This window comes from Flavobacterium sp. N2820, from assembly GCF_025947285.1.
Classification (GTDB): Bacteria; Bacteroidota; Bacteroidia; order Flavobacteriales; family Flavobacteriaceae; genus Flavobacterium.
Genome location: NZ_CP110008.1, coordinates 2,275,628 through 2,292,925 on the forward strand (window position 1 = coordinate 2,275,628; position 17,298 = coordinate 2,292,925).

Sequence of the window (17,298 nt, forward strand, 5' to 3'; positions counted from 1 at the left end):
ACTTTTGTAAAACATTGATTTACAATTAAATAACCTCTTTTTCCTTGGTGTAAAATAGAAATAGTATTTTCGCCAAATAATTAAAAAAATATGGACAATCTTATCAATCATCCGGGAATTATAACAGCATTTACTATTACTATTTTAGCAATGCTAATTCTTGATTTAGGCGTTTTAAACAAAAAAGGACACGTAGTTTCTAATCGTGAAGCGGCACTTTGGTCGGCCGTTTGGATTTCGTTGGCTATGGGATTCAGTGCAATTATTTATCATTATATGGGTGCCGAAAAATTCATGCAATTTCAAGGCGCTTATTGGATTGAAAAGGCACTATCGGTGGATAATTTATTTGTATTTATCTTGGTTTTTGGCTATTTCAATGTCGCAAAAGAAGCCCAACATAAAGTATTATTCTGGGGTGTAATTGGTGCACTTGTTTTTAGAGCTATCTTTATTTTTACCGGAGTTTGGTTGCTGAATTATACCTATTTACCCGAAATGGAATTGTTCGGTCAAGTAGTAAAAATCAACTATTTACTAACCATTTTCGGAATTATTCTAATTGTTGCGGGAATCAAATCTGGGTTCAGTAGTGAAGAGGATGATGGAAGTAAAGATTTCAGTAAAAGTGCTGGTTCAAAATTTGTACATAAGTTTTTTAAAGTAAGCCCAAATTTTGATGGCGATAAATTTTTCACCATTCAAAACGGAATTAAAATGGCTACTCCCCTTTTTGTTGTAGTTGCAATTGTTGAGTTTACTGATTTATTATTTGCGGTAGACAGTATTCCGGCCATTTTTGCTATCGCACCAGATGACCCCTTTATTTTATACACGTCAAATATTTTTGCGATTCTAGGATTGCGTTCGTTGTACTTCTTACTGGCGAACTTTATGTACATGTTCAGTAAACTGAAATATGGATTAGCATTTATCTTGGCATTTATCGGTGTAAAAATGATTGTAGCGCCGTTTTACCACATAGAAACTTCTTATTCTTTAATGGTTGTTGGAAGTGTGTTAATCTTGTCTGTAGTAGCTTCTTTGTTGTTTCCTGATAAGGATTAATTTCAAAACATATATCAAATAAAAAAAGGTTGTCCGCTAAGACAACCTTTTTTATTAAGCTTTACTTTATCATAATCTCATCCACAAAAATAAACGCATCACCACCAGCTCCTTGATGCCATTCTGGTAATTTACCGAAATTTTTGGCGATTACTTTTACGTAACGAGCTTTTTTGCCTTTGGTTTCGTTTGAAGTGAAATTTAGAATCGTATTTTCTTCTACTTTTGGATCTAAGGTATTGTTTACCGAACCAAAATAAGTAAAATTCACATTGTCATCCGAAACATAATAATCGACTTTCGTTGGCATTAATATCCACGAACGTTGGTCTTGTAAAAAACGTGCTGAAATTTCAGTAACATTTTTCACTTCTTTTAAATCGGCTACCGCTTCAAAATCCTGACTTTGATAGCCTTGCCAATCGCCTTTTCTCCAGTTCTCGGTTCCTAAAATACCATCTAACAAGCCTTCTGGACCACCCGCATGATATTGTGGATTGTAAACCGATTTGATATTGATGCTGTAATTGTTTGGTTTTTTGAAAAAGGTTGCGGAAATGGTGTTGCTTTTATAAAGAGAGTTATCAAAATTTAATTCTTTATAAAAATCTATTTTACAACTTGAATAAATATAAAAAGGTTCTTTATACTCATTAAAAACCCCTGTTTGCGAACTATCAACTATACGATATTTAATTTTTTCATCTCTATAATTTGGATAAGAATTAAAGCTAATTAATAATTTATCCTTGAATGATTTACTTTCAGATACAATTACAGGAACTTCTATGATATCTTTAACAACATAACCTAAATCCCAATCAATTTCTTCAAAAGATACGATTTCTTTCTCTTGTTGAATCGCTTTTTGTTTGTTGATTTTTCTCTGTTCTTCGTTAATTACAGCCTTCTCACCAGTTTCAAGGTTTACAACTATTTTATCAAAATATAAATCGTTTTCATAATGATGAATAACACTTCCTGGACAAACTGGATATTCACTCATAACGCTCAACACATACCAAGCGCTCATCTGTCCACAGTCTTCATTTCCAATTAAACCATCTGGCGTATTGGTGTAAAAATTATCTAAAATAAACTTGACTTTTTCATTCGTTTTTTCTGGTTTCCCCACATAATTGTACAAGTACGCCATGTGGTGACTTGGTTCGTTTCCGTGTGCATATTGTCCAATTAAACCGGTTACATCGACTTGTTCTCTTCCAGTAGTTTTGCTTTCGCTGTTGAACATTTCGTCTAATTTGGCTTCAAATTTTTCAGGTCCACCATAAGCATCAATCATTCCTTCAATATCTTGTGGCACGAAAAACGTGTATTGCCAAGCATTTCCTTCGGTGAAATTATTGTTGACTTCTCTTGGATCAAATGGTTTGTCCCAACCGCCATTTTTCTTTGGACGCATAAAACCGGTTTCCCAATCGAAAATATTTTTCCAGTTTTGAGAACGTTTCATGAAATAGTGGTAATCTTCTTGCTTGTTTAAAAGTTGCGCCATTTGAGCTATACACCAATCGTCATAAGCATATTCTAAGGTTTTGGAAACACTTTCGTGTTCGTCGTCAATCGAAATAAATCCGTTTTTCTTGTACGCATCCAAACCTAACACATCACGCATGGCAGAAGCTTTACTGGCTTCAAAGGCTTTTCCGTAATCAAAACCTTTAATTCCTTTTACCATTGCATCTGCAATTACGGAAACAGAATGATAGCCAATCATACAATCAGTTTCATTGGAAGCCAATTCCCAAACCGGTAATCTACCACCTTGTTCGTATTGTTTGATGAAGGTGTTAATGTAATCGGCAGTTCGTTTTTTATCGATTAAAGTATACAATGGATGCGCACCTCTAAACGTGTCCCACAACGAAAAAACCGTGTAATAATCAAATCCTTCCGCAACATGAATTTTGTTGTCTCTACCGCGGTATTTTCCGTCTAAATCTTGTGCAATGTTCGGTTGCATCATCGTGTGATACAAAGCCGTGTAGAAAATGGCTAACTTGTCTTTATCATTAGAAGTGACTTCAATTTTTGATAATTCTTTGTTCCAAAGGGCGATGGCTGCTTGATGTACTTTATCAAAATCCCAATGTTTAATTTCAGAACTGTTTAGTTTCGCACCTTCATAACTCGTTGGTGAAAGCGATACTTTTACGAGAATTTTTTCACCATTTTTGACTTGTTTTGAGAAACTTAATGCCAGTACTTTCTCAGAATAATAATTTTTATTTTTAAGGCTATTAGCTTGATTTTTGTTTATTTTCATTGGAACATTGAACTCAATTCGGGCATACACATATTGATCTCTTGCCCAAGCTTCACTTCTTCGTAAGACTTCAATTGTTTTATCATCAATTACTCGAATTCTTCCTTCCAACAATTTATCACGATGATTCAAATCTAAAATAATATTGGCTAATCCCTTTTCATGAAACGTATATTCATGAAAACCAACACGTGTTGAGGTGGTTAAACGCACATCGATATTGTGTTTGTCTAATTTCACGGAGTAAAATCCAGCGGAAGCTTTTTCATTGGTATGCGAAAAAGTAGAAGAATACACTTTATTATCAAACGAAGGCTCACCCATAGTTGGCATCAACATGATATCACCATAATCTGAAACACCGGTTCCGTTCAAATGCGTGTGAGAAAATCCGTAAATCAAATTATCGGAATAATGATACCCGCCACAGCCATCCCAACTCCCATCAATTCTCGTATCAGGAGAAAGTTGCACCATTCCGTAAGGCACGGTAGCGCCTGGAAATGTGTGTCCGTGACCGCCTGTTCCAATAAATGGGTTAACGTGTTTGGCGAAATCTTGGGCTTGTGAAAAAACAGTAGTTAAAAAAGCTAAAGCAATAAGAAATGGTTTCATGTTGTTGGGATGAAAAATTTCTTAAAGGTAAAAATATTTTCTAATTGTTGTAAGGATAAAGCTGTTTTTGGTTGATTTTAAACATATAAGTCATATAAGAAAGTGTGAAAAGTTCTTTGTATATATGAGTTCATAAAAGTTTCTTATGTTGACTATGTAAAAATGAAATACCTCAACATTTAGTAAATAAATCTATGTTTCTATGTGTTGAAAAAAAATACAGAAATTAATCTTTCACTCTGATTTTTCAGCAGAATTAATCATTTTTATAGCTGCCTTGGCTATTGAATTATTTGGAAATTCAGTAAGTAATCTTTCGTAATATTCTTTAGCATTTTTCCCATCTCCAATTTGACTATAACCAAAGGCAATATTGTTTAAAGCCATTTCTTTATACCCCATTTTTGAAGAACTCAACAATAATAAATAGCGATATTTATCCAAATACTCATTTTGGTCGAAAAAATTATAGCTTTTTTGAAATGAATCAATTCCTTCTAAAAATTGATTTTCTTTATACAAAGACAATCCTTTTCTATGACTTTTAGGAATAAAAAATCTTAAAAAATAACTTATAGATAAATAAGTTATGGCTCCATATAAAACAGCATTTTTAGGAGAAATTTGATGAAATACAAGCAATAATAATCCCATAAATAAAAATTGTGGAATTACCGATATCCAAGCTGTTTGTCTAATTGTTGGTATTTCAGAAGCCATATTTAAAATCTAATTCGCAAAAACGCCTCTTTTGTTGATAATTGGTAAATCGGCAGTAGCTTTTTCGTTGATGGAATTGGTTCTAAAAACAAAGGTTTTATCGAATAATTGACCGTTTGCGAAGTATGACAACATGAATTCGTTATTCAATTGCAAAACATTGTTTTCTAACAATTCAACTTTAACGGCGGTTCTTGGTTCAACTTTAGCAAACGCATGACGGAATGTTCCTGTTTTGCGTTCTTCGCCATTGATTAAACCGTAAGCGCGTGAAACTACCATAGCCATTTCTAGCAAATCATCGGTATCGTTTATTAAATAAGCATACCAAGAATTCTCCATAAAATCGTCGTTCCATTCTTGAAAAGCTACAATGTGAACGTTTGCTACTTTTGGGATGATAATGTCTTTTTTCATTGAAATAGTAGTAAGATTAAAGAATTAATTATTAAAACTTTAACTTAATTATATACTCGATTTGAATTGCTCTAAGAAACGAACGTCGTTTTCATAAAACATACGGATATCACCAATTTGGTACAACAACATTGCTATACGCTCTACTCCCATTCCGAAAGCAAAACCGGTGTGTTCGTCTGGATTGATACCGCAGTTTTTCAATACGTTTGGATCTACCATTCCGCAACCACCAATTTCTAACCAACCCGTTCCTTTGGTAATTCTGTAATCGGTTTCGGTTTTTAAGCCCCAATAAATATCGATTTCAGCACTTGGTTCTGTAAATGGAAAATACGACGGACGTAAACGAATTTTCGATTTTCCGAACATTTCTTTGGTGAAATACAACAACGTCTGTTTTAAATCGGCAAACGAAACGTCTTTGTCAATATACAAACCTTCCACTTGATGAAAAATACAGTGCGAACGCGAAGAAACTGCCTCGTTACGAAATACTCTTCCTGGAGAAATCGTACGAATCGGCGGTTTGTTGTTTTCCATATAACGCACTTGTACTGATGAAGTGTGCGTACGCAATAAAACATCAGGATTGGTTTGAATGAAAAACGTATCCTGCATATCTCTTGCCGGATGATATTCTGGTAAATTTAATGCAGTAAAATTGTGCCAATCGTCTTCGATTTCTGGACCTTCGGACACGTTGAAACCAATGGTTGAAAAAATATCAATCATTTGGTTTTTTACAATCGAAATAGGATGGCGCGAACCAATGTTCATCGCTTCTCCAGGACGCGTTGTATCGTCATAAATTCCTTTTGCTTCTTCTTTATTTTCTAAAGCATCTTGAATATTTTTTACCTTTTCTTCCGCTGAAGTTTTCAATTCGTTGATTACTTGTCCAAATTCTTTCTTTTGTTCGTTTGGAACATTTTTGAATTCGGCAAAAAAGTCTTTCAACAAGCCTTTACTTCCCAAATACTTGATTCGGAAGGCTTCTAATTGTTCTTTATTATCGGTTTGAAAAGCTTTTACTTCTTCAATGTGGGCTTTAATCGTTTCTGTCATCGCTCGTTTTGTAAAATGCAAATTTAGTTATTTTTAGTGATTAGTGAAAAGTGATTAGTAATTAGTTTTAATCAATCAATTCTTTCTCTAAAAAGTAGCCTACAATTGCTTCTTTCATTAACACGGCTTGCTCGCCTGCTTTTAGTGGTGGCAATTCTTCTTTTACTTTATAATGCGGCCAACCTTCGTTATCAAAATACTCAAACTCGTAGTACCCATAAGGTTCTAACAAACGGCAAATGGCAATGTGCATCAGGTTTACTTTTTCATCTTTTTTGAAAGTAGCATGAATTTTTCCCAATTCTTGCACACCAATTAGGTAGATAATTCCTTCTAAATCAAGGTCTTCTCCGCCTGAAAATTTTTCTGATAATATATTGACAACGCTTTCCCAACGCTGTTTTAATTGTTCGTCTCTAGACATTTTATATAGATGAAAGAAAAAAGAGAAAAGAAAAAAGACTATTCCCAACTTTCTATATTAGTTTTGCAAAGATAATCGATGGTTTTGTTTTTTACGCATTCTATCGTCTTTGTTCTTTATTCTTTCATCTATTTTCTTTTTGCATGAGTTTTATTGATATTGTTTTTGCGGTTTTATTGGGTTTTGCGGTTTATAAAGGACTGAAAAACGGCCTTTTTGTTGAAGTTGCTTCGTTTGTAGCTTTGATTTTAGGAATTTATGTTGCAATTAAATTTTCGAGCTTAATTGGCAGTGTATTTAGTGAATTTGTCCCTTCATGGAATCCAAAATACATTGAAATAACCGCTTTTATCATTACGTTTATAGTGGTGGTAATTGGCATTCACTTGAGTGCAAAAATTTTAACCAAATTAGTCGATTTTGCTTTTTTAGGTTGGATTAACAAATTTGCTGGTGTGGTTTTTAGCGTATTGAAAACAATTTTAGCATTGAGTGTCGTGCTTTTTATTTTTGAAAAAATCAACATCAATAACATGCTGCTTTCAAAAGAAACACAAGAAAATTCGATTTTTTATAATCCAATTCAGAACATTTCAAAAGCGATTTACCCTACAATTGAAGGTTGGTATGATAGTTTGAAATCGGAAGTTGCAAGTGAGCAGTAAAAGCTTCAGAAGCCTATTAAATTCTGAACACTAATAACTGAACACTGAATACTACTTCTTCACTTCCCTAATCGCTTTTTTGTCAATCCACGCTTTGGTTTTGTCGGTTAGTTCTACTTGTTTCCAGTTGCCTAATTCTTCTAAGACGAAAACTTTTGTGCCTTCGTGAAGCGTTACTACATCTTCAGAACTGTTTTTTGGTTCGGCTTTCAAAGTTGTTGCTTCTGCAAAAACGATGGCTGGATTGTAATTCGCATCATATTTCTTTTGTAAAAAGGCAGAAAAAACAGTTACACCAATTCCGATTAAAAACAGCAGAAATAAACTGAAAAAGGTGCGTTTTAGCAACACCGTATTTCCAAAATAATACCCTAAAAACGAAAGTAAACTCAGGAAAGCAATAAATACAGCCATCCAAGCCCAAGTGTCATAATGAAAAGTGCTTGTGAATTCTTTTACCATTTTCTTAAAACCGACTTCTGGAACGATTTTAATGTCGTCTATAGCCATTTTTTGGGCAAATGATAGATTGGTTTGAATGGCTTCGTCCTCTGGGTTTAAAAGCAATGCTTTTTCGTAATTGTAAATGGATGGCGCTACTTTTCCTAATTTGTAATAACAATTACCAATGTTAAAATACAAATCAGCCGATGCGTTGCCTTGTTTTACAATGCTTTCGAATGATTGAACCGCTTGTTCATAATCGCCTTTATTGTACAAATCGTTTGCTTTTTTGAATGTAGCGTCAATTGATTCGCTTGCATTAGCAAATGAAACCAAAAACAAAAGGAATAGTATAATCTTATTTTTCATTATTTCAATTGTTTTTCAAGTTCAGAAATAATAGTAATCGCTCTGTCGAAATCGTTGTTCATGGCGGTGTCTGTTGCTGGTGCATATCGTGCAAATTCGCAATCGTTCATTAATTCCATAAACTGATTAATGCTCGTTTCAGAAGCATTTCTTTGTTGTAACAATTCAATGATGTTGTCTTTGCTCATCTCCACTGTTTCGATATGCAATTTGGCTTTTAAGAAATTGTGTAACGCTTTCTCCATTGCCATATAAAACGGCACTTTGTCGCCCATTTGTTTTTTGGCTTCTAGCAAATATTTCTTCACTAATTTGTTGTTTCTTCTTACTCTATTCCCAAAAGCATCAGCATCTTTAGCTTCTTTTTGTTTACGAAGTAAAATCACCGCGGGAATTAATAGTAAAGGCGCGATTAACAATCCATAAAACAATCCTGAACCTAAAAAATCTTCTTGAGCAGTAGAAACAAATTCGGTTTTTAGCTTATTGTATTGGAATACTTCTTTTTTCTGAATGGCTTGTTTATTTGCGTTTTCTTTGTTTGAAACTACAGTTCCATCGCCTTCTGCTACATCAATAATAATTTCTTTTGACGTGATCGTTTTATATGATTTACTTGCCAAATCATAATATGAAAACGCGATAGGTTTAATCGTATATTTTCCTTTAAACTGTGGAATTATGGTGTATTTATCGGAAATTTTACCAATCATTCCTGTTACAGGTGTTTGTACATTTTCATTGTGTGCTGGATCGTACATTTCTAAAGCACTTGGTACAATTGGTTTTGGCAAAGTAAACAATTTTAAATTTCCTTTACCCGAAACACTCACTTCTAAATCCAATGATTCCCCAGCTTTTAAAGTGGTTTTTGAAGGGGTTACTTTAAAATCAAAATCACCAACAGCTCCTGTAAAACCAGCTGGCTTATCCTTCTCTGGTAACGGTTTTACGTTGATGGTTTGAATACCCGTTGAAAGTGATTTTTCGAGAGCAGTCATTTCTAATCTTCCAAAAAAGTCGCTTCTTCCAGTTGGCACCTCAGCGTCAATATCAATTTTAAACGGTTCGATTTTTTTGGCTCCAGCTTCTAATGGATATAGAATCACTTTTCGTAACACGACCATGCTGTAATCTTTACCATTAAATTTACCTTTCTCGGCACGAAGTTGTTTGATATCAATATATTGACTCCAAAAATCTTCATATTTTGGTGCTTGAAAGTTTCTGAAATTGGAAACCGAACTATTATATGGAAAATACAATTTGTAAACTACCGTTACAGGCTCATTGACATAGGGATTTTTGGTAGAAAGTTCGCCAACTAAATGAATTCCTTCTCCAAAATTATAGTTTTGTTGTCTTGGGTTTTGACCAGGATAACTTGGCTTTTGAATTGGATCGGTAATTTTGATTTTTATAGGTTGCGATTTGTAAACCGCGCCGTCATATTCGATGGATGCTGGACCAATAGTAAACGTTCCCTTTTTAGTTGGTGTTAAAAAGAAAATTAGCTTAGTAAATATTTTTCTTTTATAGGTTGTTCTCCCATTTATATATTGCGTTTCGTCTTCATATCCTTTATTGATAATTGGACCTTCAACTTTGAAATTTGGAATTTTTGGTGGTTGAAAATTGTCTCCTTCATTGTTTATAGAAAAAACCAATTGAAATGGTTCGTTTAAACCATAGGTATCTCTATCGGTTAATGCTTCAAATTTTACTTGAGCAGAAACAGAAACCGACATAAAAATGATTATCCCTAAAATTATTTTTTTCATTGATTACCAATCTTTTTCATTTGTAGTTGCGCGAGGCTTTACTTTCTTCTCATTCACTTTGTCCTGAATTTTCTTTTCGGCATTGTTAACGGCATCTAAAATATTGTCGATGCGTTGTTTATCGGCACCACTTGGTTTTGGCGATTCGTTTTTATCGTCTTTTTTGTCTTCGTCTTCTTTTTTGTCTTCGCCTTTGTTTTTATCTTGCTCTTTTTTATCGTTTCCTTTGTCTTTTTTATTGTTTTCTGGCTGTGGATTTTTCTCGTTTTGCCCTCCTTTATTTTTGTCGTTGTCTCCTTTTGCCGGCTTTTCTTTGTTCTTCTTTTTTGCTAAAGCATAATTGTAACGCGTTTCTTCATCTAGCGGATTATTCCGTAACGCATTTTTATAGGCTTCAGCAGCTGCTACATAATTTTTATCCAACATAAACGTATTGCCTAAATTATGATAAATACGATGCTTTTCGGTTTTAGATTTTGCTGATTCTAAAGCTTGTATGTATTTAATTTGTGCTTCTCCAGGCTGATTTTGTCGGTAAATACTATTTCCTAAATTGTATCCTGCAATGGCTTTTTTAGGCGATTTTTTCGATTCAGTTACCCGATAATCCGCTTCTGCGCTAGTATAGCTTTTTTGTACAAAAGATTGATTTCCGTTGTACAGGTTTTTATCTTTTTCTTGGCTAAAAAGAACGCCGCTTATCAATAAAACAACTATGTAAACTATCTTATTCATGTTTTTTTTCGTTAAATAAATTCAACTTTTGCACCCAATTCGTTTTTTTCTCCAACAGAAAAATATCTACTAAAAGCAATAAAAATCCTAAACCTAAAAACCATTGATATTGCGATTCAAAATCGGCAATTTGTTGTGATTCAAATTCAGATTTTTCTATTTTATCAAATGATTTTTTTACTTCTTCAACTACTTCTTTTGTAGACGAACCAATAATATATTTTGACTTGGTTTTATTCGCAATATTTTGTAAAACTTCTGGATATAATTTTGTGATGACGTTTTCTCCGTTTTGGTCTTTTTTATAGGACGAAATGTTTCCTCTATCATCTTTTAAAGGAATTAAAGCGCCTTTTTCTGTTCCCACACCAATGGTTAAAATACGAACGCCTTTTTCTTGTGCCATTTCAATTGCTTCATCAGCTCCGTCGCCATGATCTTCTCCATCGGAAACCAAAATAATCAATTTACTTGTGTCTTTTATGTCAAAATAATCCACCGAAAGTTTAATTGCATCGTTAAAAGCCGTTCCTTGTGAAGAAACCATATTTGTATTCATACTTTGCAAGTACATCTTGGCAATGCTATAATCGGTAGTCATTGGTAAAACAGGATACGCACTTCCAGCATAACCTACGATTCCAACACGGTCATTTCCTAATTGGTTGATAATTTGCGAAACCAATTGCTTGGTTTTTTCTAAACGATTTGGCGCCACGTCTTCGGCTAACATACTTTTTGAAATATCAATCGCAAAAACAATATCGATTCCTTGTCGTTTTACGGTTTCCATTTTGGTTCCCATTTTTGGGTTTACCAAAGCAATTATCACACAAGCCAATGCCAAAAGTAAAATAATCAATTTTAAAACCGGTTTAAACGTTGATTTTTCGGGACTTAATTTTTTAAACAATTCCAAATCGGCAAAAGCAGCTTGCTTTTTTCTTTTCCAAAATAAATTGAACAGAAAAAGTGCCACTACAATTGGAATGAGTGCTGCTAAATAAAAATATTTTGGGCTTTCTAATTCAAACATTTTTTCTTTTTCTAAACGATTCCTCTAAAGACTGTATTTCGCAACAAGATTTCAATTCCTAACAAGCCAAAAGCAATGAGTACAAAAATTTTATACTTTTCGTCGTAATTATAGAATTTTTTCTCGTCAATTTCGGTAGTTTCTAACTTATTGATTTCATTATAAATGGCTTGTAATTTTTGATTTGATGTGGCTCTAAAATATTTTGCATCGGTCTTTTTTGCAATTTCTTGCATCAATTTTTCATCAATTTCTACAGGCATCATTCTAAAAACTAATTTTCCGTTGGCGTCTTTTGCTACAGGAAACATTGCTTTTCCGTTGGTTCCAATTCCAATCGTATATACTTTAATTCCATATTCTTTAGCAATTTCGGCAGCTGTTCTAGGATCAATTGTTCCCGAATTGTTGACACCGTCAGTCAATAAAATAATGATTCTACTTTTTGCCTTGCTGTCTTTTATTCGATTAATTGCAGTGGCTAAACCAACGCCAATTCCGGTTCCATCGGCAATAATTGAATCGTCATATTCTACCGTTTTTAATGATTGCAAAATGATGGCTTTATCAGAAGTTACAGGAGTTCTTGTATAGCTTTCGCCAGCATAAACTACTAAACCAATTCTATCGTTTATTCGATCTTGAATAAAAGTAGTAGCTACTTTTTTCAAGGCCTGTAATCGGTTTGGTTTTAAATCATTGGCCAGCATACTACTCGAAACATCAATTGCCATTACGATGTCAATTCCTTTAGTGGTTTTTGATTTTGACGTTACATCAACACTTCTTGGTCGTGCCAATGCAATGATGATAGAGCTCAAAGCGATTAATCGTAAAATGTTCAAAAACGGTTTTACTTTGGCTAAAAAAGTGCGATTTTGTTTAAATGGCTCCAAAGAACTCATTTTTAATGTTGCCGAAAGCTGATTACGTTTATAAAATAACCATGCCATTGCTAGTGGTAAAACCAAAAACAGCCACAAAAATTCTGGATTTAAAAAGGTTACTTTTCCCATTATTGTTTCGCTTTTCTTAGTTCAATTGAATTCTGGATTTTCTCCATAATTTGTTTCGCATGTTCATCATCTTCCTTATAAGTTAAGAAAAATTCTTGTGCGCCACCCGCTTGAGCAAAAACCACTATTTCGTAGCTCATTTTTTGATCTTCTTTTGTAATCTCATTAAAAGCGGTAAAGCTTCCGTATGATTTTTTACCTGAAAGACCTTTTACGTTTTCAAAATCAACTGTTTTTACAATGATATTTTTAGCGCCAAAACGCTCTAATTCTTTCAAATCATGTTCTAAGGCAACTTCTAAGTCGATTTTTGTAGTGTCTTTAAAAGCTGTTGTTACTAACACAATCGAAAAATCATCAATAATGCTTCCGTAGATAAATTTATTGGTTGATTTTACGTTTTCAGGAAGGTTATTTTGAATTTTTTCGTCGTTATTTCGTTTCAAAACCTTTGGCGTTTCAATCACAATTGCAGGTTCACCATATTCTGAAGTAATCCATTCTTTTTCTAATAATTCTTCGGTTGTGTAACCAATGTGATGCTCTTTTAAATAATCTAATCCAAAAGTATAAGCAAAAATTCCGACTGAAATTACAAATAAAACAACAGCAATTCCGACTGAAATTGCGGTTCGCATGAATTTTTGTTTCTTCAACTCTTTTCTTCTTACTTCTTCTGCAAAAAGTGCTTCGGCTTGCTCTTCTGTTCTTGGTAATGCTTTGTCAACGATTAATAAGAATTTGTCAACAATACTTTTGTCTTTTTCGATTTCAAATTGTAATGGTTTTGATTTGGCAAATTTTACTAAATCAGAATTTTCTAAAACCTGACGAAATTTGTCCAATTCTTCACGACTTACAAACATTTTTTTGTCTGAAATGGCTTTTTTCAACGAATTCATTAACTCGCTTGATGTGCTTTCCATGGCTGGAATATGAATTGATTCTTCAATATACGTTCGAGCAATATCGGTCATTTCAGAATAATATTCTTTTACATCGCCTTTTTGAACCAATTGTTTTTTGTCTAAATTTTGAAGATAAGCAATCGCTTTTTCAATAGGTGACGCAAAAAACTCTTCTTCTTTTACTTTCCCTTTTTGTAATTTTTTAATAATGAAGTAAGATGCAAAACCTGAAGCAATTATCAAAGCTAGTAAAACCAACAATTTCCACCATTCGCTGCTTGGTTCTTCTTCGGTAGCAATAATGTCTTTGATGTCATACATTTGCTGTTTTGTGGTATCGACTTTTACATTGTTTACCACGATGGAAAGTGAATCGGTTTGAAAATCTTTTTGGTTGATTTTTACGATTAATTTTGGAATCAAATAGCGGCCCGAATCAAACTGGGTTAACCCATATTTTTTAATCAATTCGTATTGTGAATTGTTTTTTATAGTATCAATTGGATACGATTCTAAAACTTCTAAAGCCCCAAAATTTTGCGCATTTGGAAAAACCACTTTGTCTTTTGCGTTTACCGATGCTTTGATTGTTAAATTGAATTGCGATCCAATTTTTATTTGTGAAGAATCAATAGCTGTTGTGATTTTTTGAGCTGATCCCAAAAATCCAAACAATAAAGCAATATAAAAGTAAATTGTCTTTTTCATTTTTCTTAATTACGCGCTTTAAAATAACCCAATAATTTGGTTACATAGCTTTCATCTACTCTTGAACTTATGGCTCCTGCACCACATTTTGAAAATACCTCTCTAAAATACGTTACGTTTTCTCGATAGTACTTTTCGTAATTTTGTCGAACCGATTTTGAGTTGGTATCAACAACTAACGTTTCACCATTTTCGGCATCTAACATAGTTACAATTCCGATGTTTGGAATGCTTTCTTCTCTTTGATCAAAAACACGAATTCCAGTTACATCATGTCGTTTTGAAGCGATTTTTAGCGTATGCTCATAAGCTGTAGTCATGAAATCGGAAATTAAAAACACAATCGCTTTCTTTTTCAAAACACTTAATAAATATTTCAACGCTTGAGATAAATCGGTTTTTTTACTTTTGGGTTCAAACTCAATTAATTCGCGAATGATTCGTAAAACGTGCGATTTTCCTTTTTTAGGCGGAATAAACAACTCGATTTGGTCTGAAAACAAAAGCAATCCTATTTTATCGTTGTTTTGCGTTGCCGAAAAAGCCAACGTAGCAGCAATTTCAGTAACCATATCGCGTTTTTGTTGGTTTTTTGTACCAAAACTTTCTGAACCCGAAATATCCACAACTAACATCATGGTTAATTCACGTTCTTCTTCAAATACTTTTACAAAAGGTTCGTTATAACGAGCGGTTACATTCCAATCAATAGCTCTTACATCGTCGCCATATTGATATTGGCGTACTTCTGAAAACGTCATTCCGCGTCCTTTAAAAGACGTATGATATTCTCCCGAAAAGATGTGATCGCTCAATCTTCGGGTTTTGATTTCAATTTTTCGAACTTTTTTTAGAATTTCTTTGGTATCCATTTTTATTAGTTGGCAGTCGCAGTTGGCAGTCGCAGTATCAAAACAAAATTTTATGAACACTGAGACTGAATACTGATAACTAAATTAAGGCACTTCGATTTCGTTAACAATTTTGCTAATAATATCTACAGAAGTTACATTTTCTGCTTCCGCTTCATACGTAACTCCAATTCTGTGGCGCAACACATCGTATACAACTGCACGAACGTCTTCTGGAATTACATACCCTCTGCGTTTGATGAAAGCATAACATTTAGCAGCGGTAGCCAAATTAATACTTCCACGTGGTGAAGCTCCAAAACTAATTAATGGTTTTAAACTTTCTAATTTATATTTTTCTGGATAACGCGTTGCAAAGACAATATCTAATATATATTTTTCGATTTTTTCGTCCATATAGACTTCACGAACTGCTTCTTGCGCTCTTAAAATTTGCTCTAAAGAAACCACTTGGTTTACTTTCTCATAAGCACCTTTTAAGTTTTGACGAATTATTGAGCGCTCGTCTTCCATTTTTGGGTAATCAATTACGGCTTTTAGCATAAAACGATCCACTTGTGCTTCGGGTAACGGATAGGTTCCTTCTTGATCCACTGGGTTTTGAGTTGCCATTACTAAAAATGGTTTGTCTAATTTGAAGGTTTCATCTCCAATAGTAACTTGTTTTTCTTGCATAGCTTCCAACAAAGCCGATTGCACTTTTGCTGGCGCACGATTGATCTCATCGGCTAAAACAAAGTTGGCAAAAATGGGTCCTTTTCGAATGGTAAAATCGTTTTGTTTTACGTTGTAAATCATGGTTCCAACCACATCAGCTGGTAATAAATCTGGTGTAAACTGAATTCGGCTAAACGAACCGTGAACTGCTTGTGACAGCGTATTAATTGCTAACGTTTTTGCTAATCCAGGAACACCTTCTAACAAAATGTGTCCTTGTCCTAATAACCCAATAAGTAATCGTTCTACCATGTGTTTTTGACCCACAATTACTTTGTTCATTTCCATGGTAAGTAAGTCGATAAAAGCACTTTCTCTTTCTATCTTTTCATTGATTGCTCTAATGTCTAACGTCGATGTATTTTCTTCCATTTTAAGGTTTAATTTGGTGCTGTGAAATTAACAACATTTTTTAACACCGCAAATTGTGATTTTTTTTAATTTTTAGTTGTTAATATAGCGTTAAAAAACATTAAAAAAAGTAGTAATTGTGAGTGTTTTATGATTCTATTTTATAATTTTAAGAAAAATTTCAAAAAACAACTTACTATGTCAGTAAAATTATCACCTATAATTGCCGGAGTTATGAATTGGGGTGTTTGGGATAAAAACCTTAACACAAACGAAATGAATCACTTAATTAACCTTTTTTTTGAAAACGGAATTACGTCATTTGACCATGCGGATATCTATGGTGGTTATACAACCGAAGCTGCTTTTGGAAAAGCGTGGTCAACTTCAAAAATTGATCGAAAAAAAGTGCAATTAATTACTAAATGCGGAATTGAACATATTTCTGAAAATCGTCCGCAAAACATAGTAAAACATTACAATTATTCTAAAGACTATATCATTTGGTCGGCTGAAAATTCGCTAAAAAATCTTCAAACTGATTATTTAGATGTGTTTTTATTACACAGACCAAGTCCGTTACTACAAGCTGATGAAGTTGCTGAAGCGGTTGAAAAACTAAAATCCGAAGGAAAAATATTGTCTTTTGGCGTTTCAAATTTCACCCCTTTTCAAACTGAATTATTACGTCAAAAAACAGCAGTTTCTTTTAATCAAATTCAATTTTCTGCAACCAATCATGAAGCCATGTTGGATGGAAGTTTAGATTACATGCAACTGCACAAAATAACGCCTATGGCTTGGAATCCTTTAGGAGTAGTTTTTAGAGAAAATACAGAGCAAACCCAACGCTTAAAATTACTTTTTTCTAAGTTAGTAGATAAATATCATGTGGGTTCAGACTTGATTTTACTTGCTTGGATTTTACAACATCCTGCAAACATTTTACCTGTAGCCGGAACTATAAATGTGAGTCGCATTCAACAATTAATGAAAGCAAAGGCACTAGTTTTAGACACGCAAGATTGGTTTGCGATTTGGACTGAAAGTATGGGAAATAAAGTGCCTTAATTTAGTTTTCAGTCGCAGTTTTCAGT

General features: G+C 33.6%; 16 protein-coding genes. 3 read left to right on the forward strand and 13 right to left on the reverse strand.

The features are described 5' to 3' along the window. Positions 1–90 precede the first annotated feature (90 nt). Positions 91–1,068, forward strand: a complete 978-nt coding sequence (locus tag OLM52_RS10695) for a TerC family protein (protein ID WP_264548500.1) — start codon at positions 91–93, stop codon at positions 1,066–1,068. 61 nt (positions 1,069–1,129) lie between these two features. Here OLM52_RS10695 and OLM52_RS10700 read toward each other — a convergent pair whose 3' ends face one another. The 5 genes from OLM52_RS10700 to OLM52_RS10720 all read right to left on the reverse strand — a co-directional run bounded on the left by OLM52_RS10700 (position 1,130) and on the right by OLM52_RS10720 (position 6,599). Next, positions 1,130–3,970: a GH92 family glycosyl hydrolase gene (locus OLM52_RS10700; protein ID WP_264548501.1), complete on the reverse strand. Its 2,841-nt coding sequence runs from the start codon at positions 3,968–3,970 to the stop codon at positions 1,130–1,132. Positions 3,971–4,204: 234 nt separating this feature from the next. Further along, positions 4,205–4,690, reverse strand: coding sequence for a tetratricopeptide repeat protein (locus tag OLM52_RS10705; protein WP_264548502.1), 486 nt, complete (start codon positions 4,688–4,690; stop codon positions 4,205–4,207). 9 nt (positions 4,691–4,699) lie between these two features. Continuing rightward, positions 4,700–5,107, reverse strand: coding sequence for a hypothetical protein (locus OLM52_RS10710; RefSeq protein WP_264548503.1), 408 nt, complete (start codon positions 5,105–5,107; stop codon positions 4,700–4,702). A 48-nt stretch (positions 5,108–5,155) separates the two neighbouring features. Continuing rightward, complete coding sequence (pheS, locus tag OLM52_RS10715) at positions 5,156–6,175, reverse strand: phenylalanine--tRNA ligase subunit alpha (protein WP_264548504.1); 1,020 nt, start codon at positions 6,173–6,175, stop codon at positions 5,156–5,158. A 67-nt stretch (positions 6,176–6,242) separates the two neighbouring features. Further along, positions 6,243–6,599, reverse strand: coding sequence for a hypothetical protein (locus OLM52_RS10720; protein WP_264548505.1), 357 nt, complete (start codon positions 6,597–6,599; stop codon positions 6,243–6,245). Between the two features lie 143 nt (positions 6,600–6,742). Between OLM52_RS10720 and OLM52_RS10725 the strand changes: the two genes are divergently transcribed. Then, a complete protein-coding gene (locus OLM52_RS10725) occupies positions 6,743–7,264 on the forward strand; it encodes a CvpA family protein (protein WP_264548506.1) in 522 nt (173 codons plus the stop codon). Between the two features lie 51 nt (positions 7,265–7,315). Here OLM52_RS10725 and OLM52_RS10730 read toward each other — a convergent pair whose 3' ends face one another. The 8 genes from OLM52_RS10730 to OLM52_RS10765 all read right to left on the reverse strand — a co-directional run bounded on the left by OLM52_RS10730 (position 7,316) and on the right by OLM52_RS10765 (position 16,222). Beyond that, complete coding sequence (locus OLM52_RS10730) at positions 7,316–8,077, reverse strand: tetratricopeptide repeat protein (RefSeq protein ID WP_264548507.1); 762 nt, start codon at positions 8,075–8,077, stop codon at positions 7,316–7,318. Beyond that, positions 8,077–9,858 (reverse strand): BatD family protein, encoded by a 1,782-nt coding sequence (locus tag OLM52_RS10735; protein WP_264548508.1) that lies wholly within the window; start codon positions 9,856–9,858, stop codon positions 8,077–8,079. Before OLM52_RS10735 ends, OLM52_RS10730 begins: the two co-directional genes overlap by 1 nt. A 3-nt stretch (positions 9,859–9,861) precedes the next feature. Next, positions 9,862–10,593: a tetratricopeptide repeat protein gene (locus OLM52_RS10740; RefSeq protein WP_264548509.1), complete on the reverse strand. Its 732-nt coding sequence runs from the start codon at positions 10,591–10,593 to the stop codon at positions 9,862–9,864. After that, positions 10,586–11,629, reverse strand: a complete 1,044-nt coding sequence (locus OLM52_RS10745; RefSeq protein ID WP_264548510.1) for a vWA domain-containing protein — start codon at positions 11,627–11,629, stop codon at positions 10,586–10,588. The genes OLM52_RS10740 and OLM52_RS10745 overlap by 8 nt, the downstream gene beginning before the upstream one ends. Before the next feature lie 11 nt (positions 11,630–11,640). Beyond that, complete coding sequence (locus tag OLM52_RS10750) at positions 11,641–12,645, reverse strand: vWA domain-containing protein (RefSeq protein WP_264548511.1); 1,005 nt, start codon at positions 12,643–12,645, stop codon at positions 11,641–11,643. Then, positions 12,645–14,261, reverse strand: coding sequence for a cytochrome P450 (locus OLM52_RS10755; protein WP_264548512.1), 1,617 nt, complete (start codon positions 14,259–14,261; stop codon positions 12,645–12,647). Before OLM52_RS10755 ends, OLM52_RS10750 begins: the two co-directional genes overlap by 1 nt. A 5-nt stretch (positions 14,262–14,266) precedes the next feature. After that, positions 14,267–15,133, reverse strand: a complete 867-nt coding sequence (locus OLM52_RS10760) for a DUF58 domain-containing protein (RefSeq protein WP_264548513.1) — start codon at positions 15,131–15,133, stop codon at positions 14,267–14,269. 84 nt (positions 15,134–15,217) lie between these two features. Next, positions 15,218–16,222 (reverse strand): AAA family ATPase, encoded by a 1,005-nt coding sequence (locus OLM52_RS10765; protein WP_264548514.1) that lies wholly within the window; start codon positions 16,220–16,222, stop codon positions 15,218–15,220. 177 nt (positions 16,223–16,399) lie between these two features. On the opposite strand from OLM52_RS10765, the gene OLM52_RS10770 reads away from it, so the two are divergent. Then, complete coding sequence (locus OLM52_RS10770) at positions 16,400–17,272, forward strand: aldo/keto reductase (RefSeq protein ID WP_264548515.1); 873 nt, start codon at positions 16,400–16,402, stop codon at positions 17,270–17,272. The last annotated feature ends 26 nt before the right edge of the window (positions 17,273–17,298 follow it).

What these genes read in the sequence shown, in the direction of transcription:
- OLM52_RS10755 (WP_264548512.1), bottom strand. Translation starts at nt 14,261, where the DNA reads ATGAAAAAGACAATTTACTTTTATATTGCTTTATTGTTTGGATTTTTG.
- OLM52_RS10735 (WP_264548508.1), bottom strand. Translation starts at nt 9,858, where the DNA reads ATGAAAAAAATAATTTTAGGGATAATCATTTTTATGTCGGTTTCTGTT.
- OLM52_RS10695 (WP_264548500.1), top strand. Translation starts at nt 91, where the DNA reads ATGGACAATCTTATCAATCATCCGGGAATTATAACAGCATTTACTATT.
- OLM52_RS10700 (WP_264548501.1), bottom strand. Translation starts at nt 3,970, where the DNA reads ATGAAACCATTTCTTATTGCTTTAGCTTTTTTAACTACTGTTTTTTCA.
- OLM52_RS10730 (WP_264548507.1), bottom strand. Translation starts at nt 8,077, where the DNA reads ATGAAAAATAAGATTATACTATTCCTTTTGTTTTTGGTTTCATTTGCT.
- OLM52_RS10745 (WP_264548510.1), bottom strand. Translation starts at nt 11,629, where the DNA reads ATGTTTGAATTAGAAAGCCCAAAATATTTTTATTTAGCAGCACTCATT.
- OLM52_RS10760 (WP_264548513.1), bottom strand. Translation starts at nt 15,133, where the DNA reads ATGGATACCAAAGAAATTCTAAAAAAAGTTCGAAAAATTGAAATCAAA.
- pheS (WP_264548504.1), bottom strand. Translation starts at nt 6,175, where the DNA reads ATGACAGAAACGATTAAAGCCCACATTGAAGAAGTAAAAGCTTTTCAA.
- OLM52_RS10720 (WP_264548505.1), bottom strand. Translation starts at nt 6,599, where the DNA reads ATGTCTAGAGACGAACAATTAAAACAGCGTTGGGAAAGCGTTGTCAAT.
- OLM52_RS10770 (WP_264548515.1), top strand. Translation starts at nt 16,400, where the DNA reads ATGTCAGTAAAATTATCACCTATAATTGCCGGAGTTATGAATTGGGGT.
- OLM52_RS10740 (WP_264548509.1), bottom strand. Translation starts at nt 10,593, where the DNA reads ATGAATAAGATAGTTTACATAGTTGTTTTATTGATAAGCGGCGTTCTT.
- OLM52_RS10705 (WP_264548502.1), bottom strand. Translation starts at nt 4,690, where the DNA reads ATGGCTTCTGAAATACCAACAATTAGACAAACAGCTTGGATATCGGTA.
- OLM52_RS10750 (WP_264548511.1), bottom strand. Translation starts at nt 12,645, where the DNA reads ATGGGAAAAGTAACCTTTTTAAATCCAGAATTTTTGTGGCTGTTTTTG.
- OLM52_RS10725 (WP_264548506.1), top strand. Translation starts at nt 6,743, where the DNA reads ATGAGTTTTATTGATATTGTTTTTGCGGTTTTATTGGGTTTTGCGGTT.
- OLM52_RS10765 (WP_264548514.1), bottom strand. Translation starts at nt 16,222, where the DNA reads ATGGAAGAAAATACATCGACGTTAGACATTAGAGCAATCAATGAAAAG.
- OLM52_RS10710 (WP_264548503.1), bottom strand. Translation starts at nt 5,107, where the DNA reads ATGAAAAAAGACATTATCATCCCAAAAGTAGCAAACGTTCACATTGTA.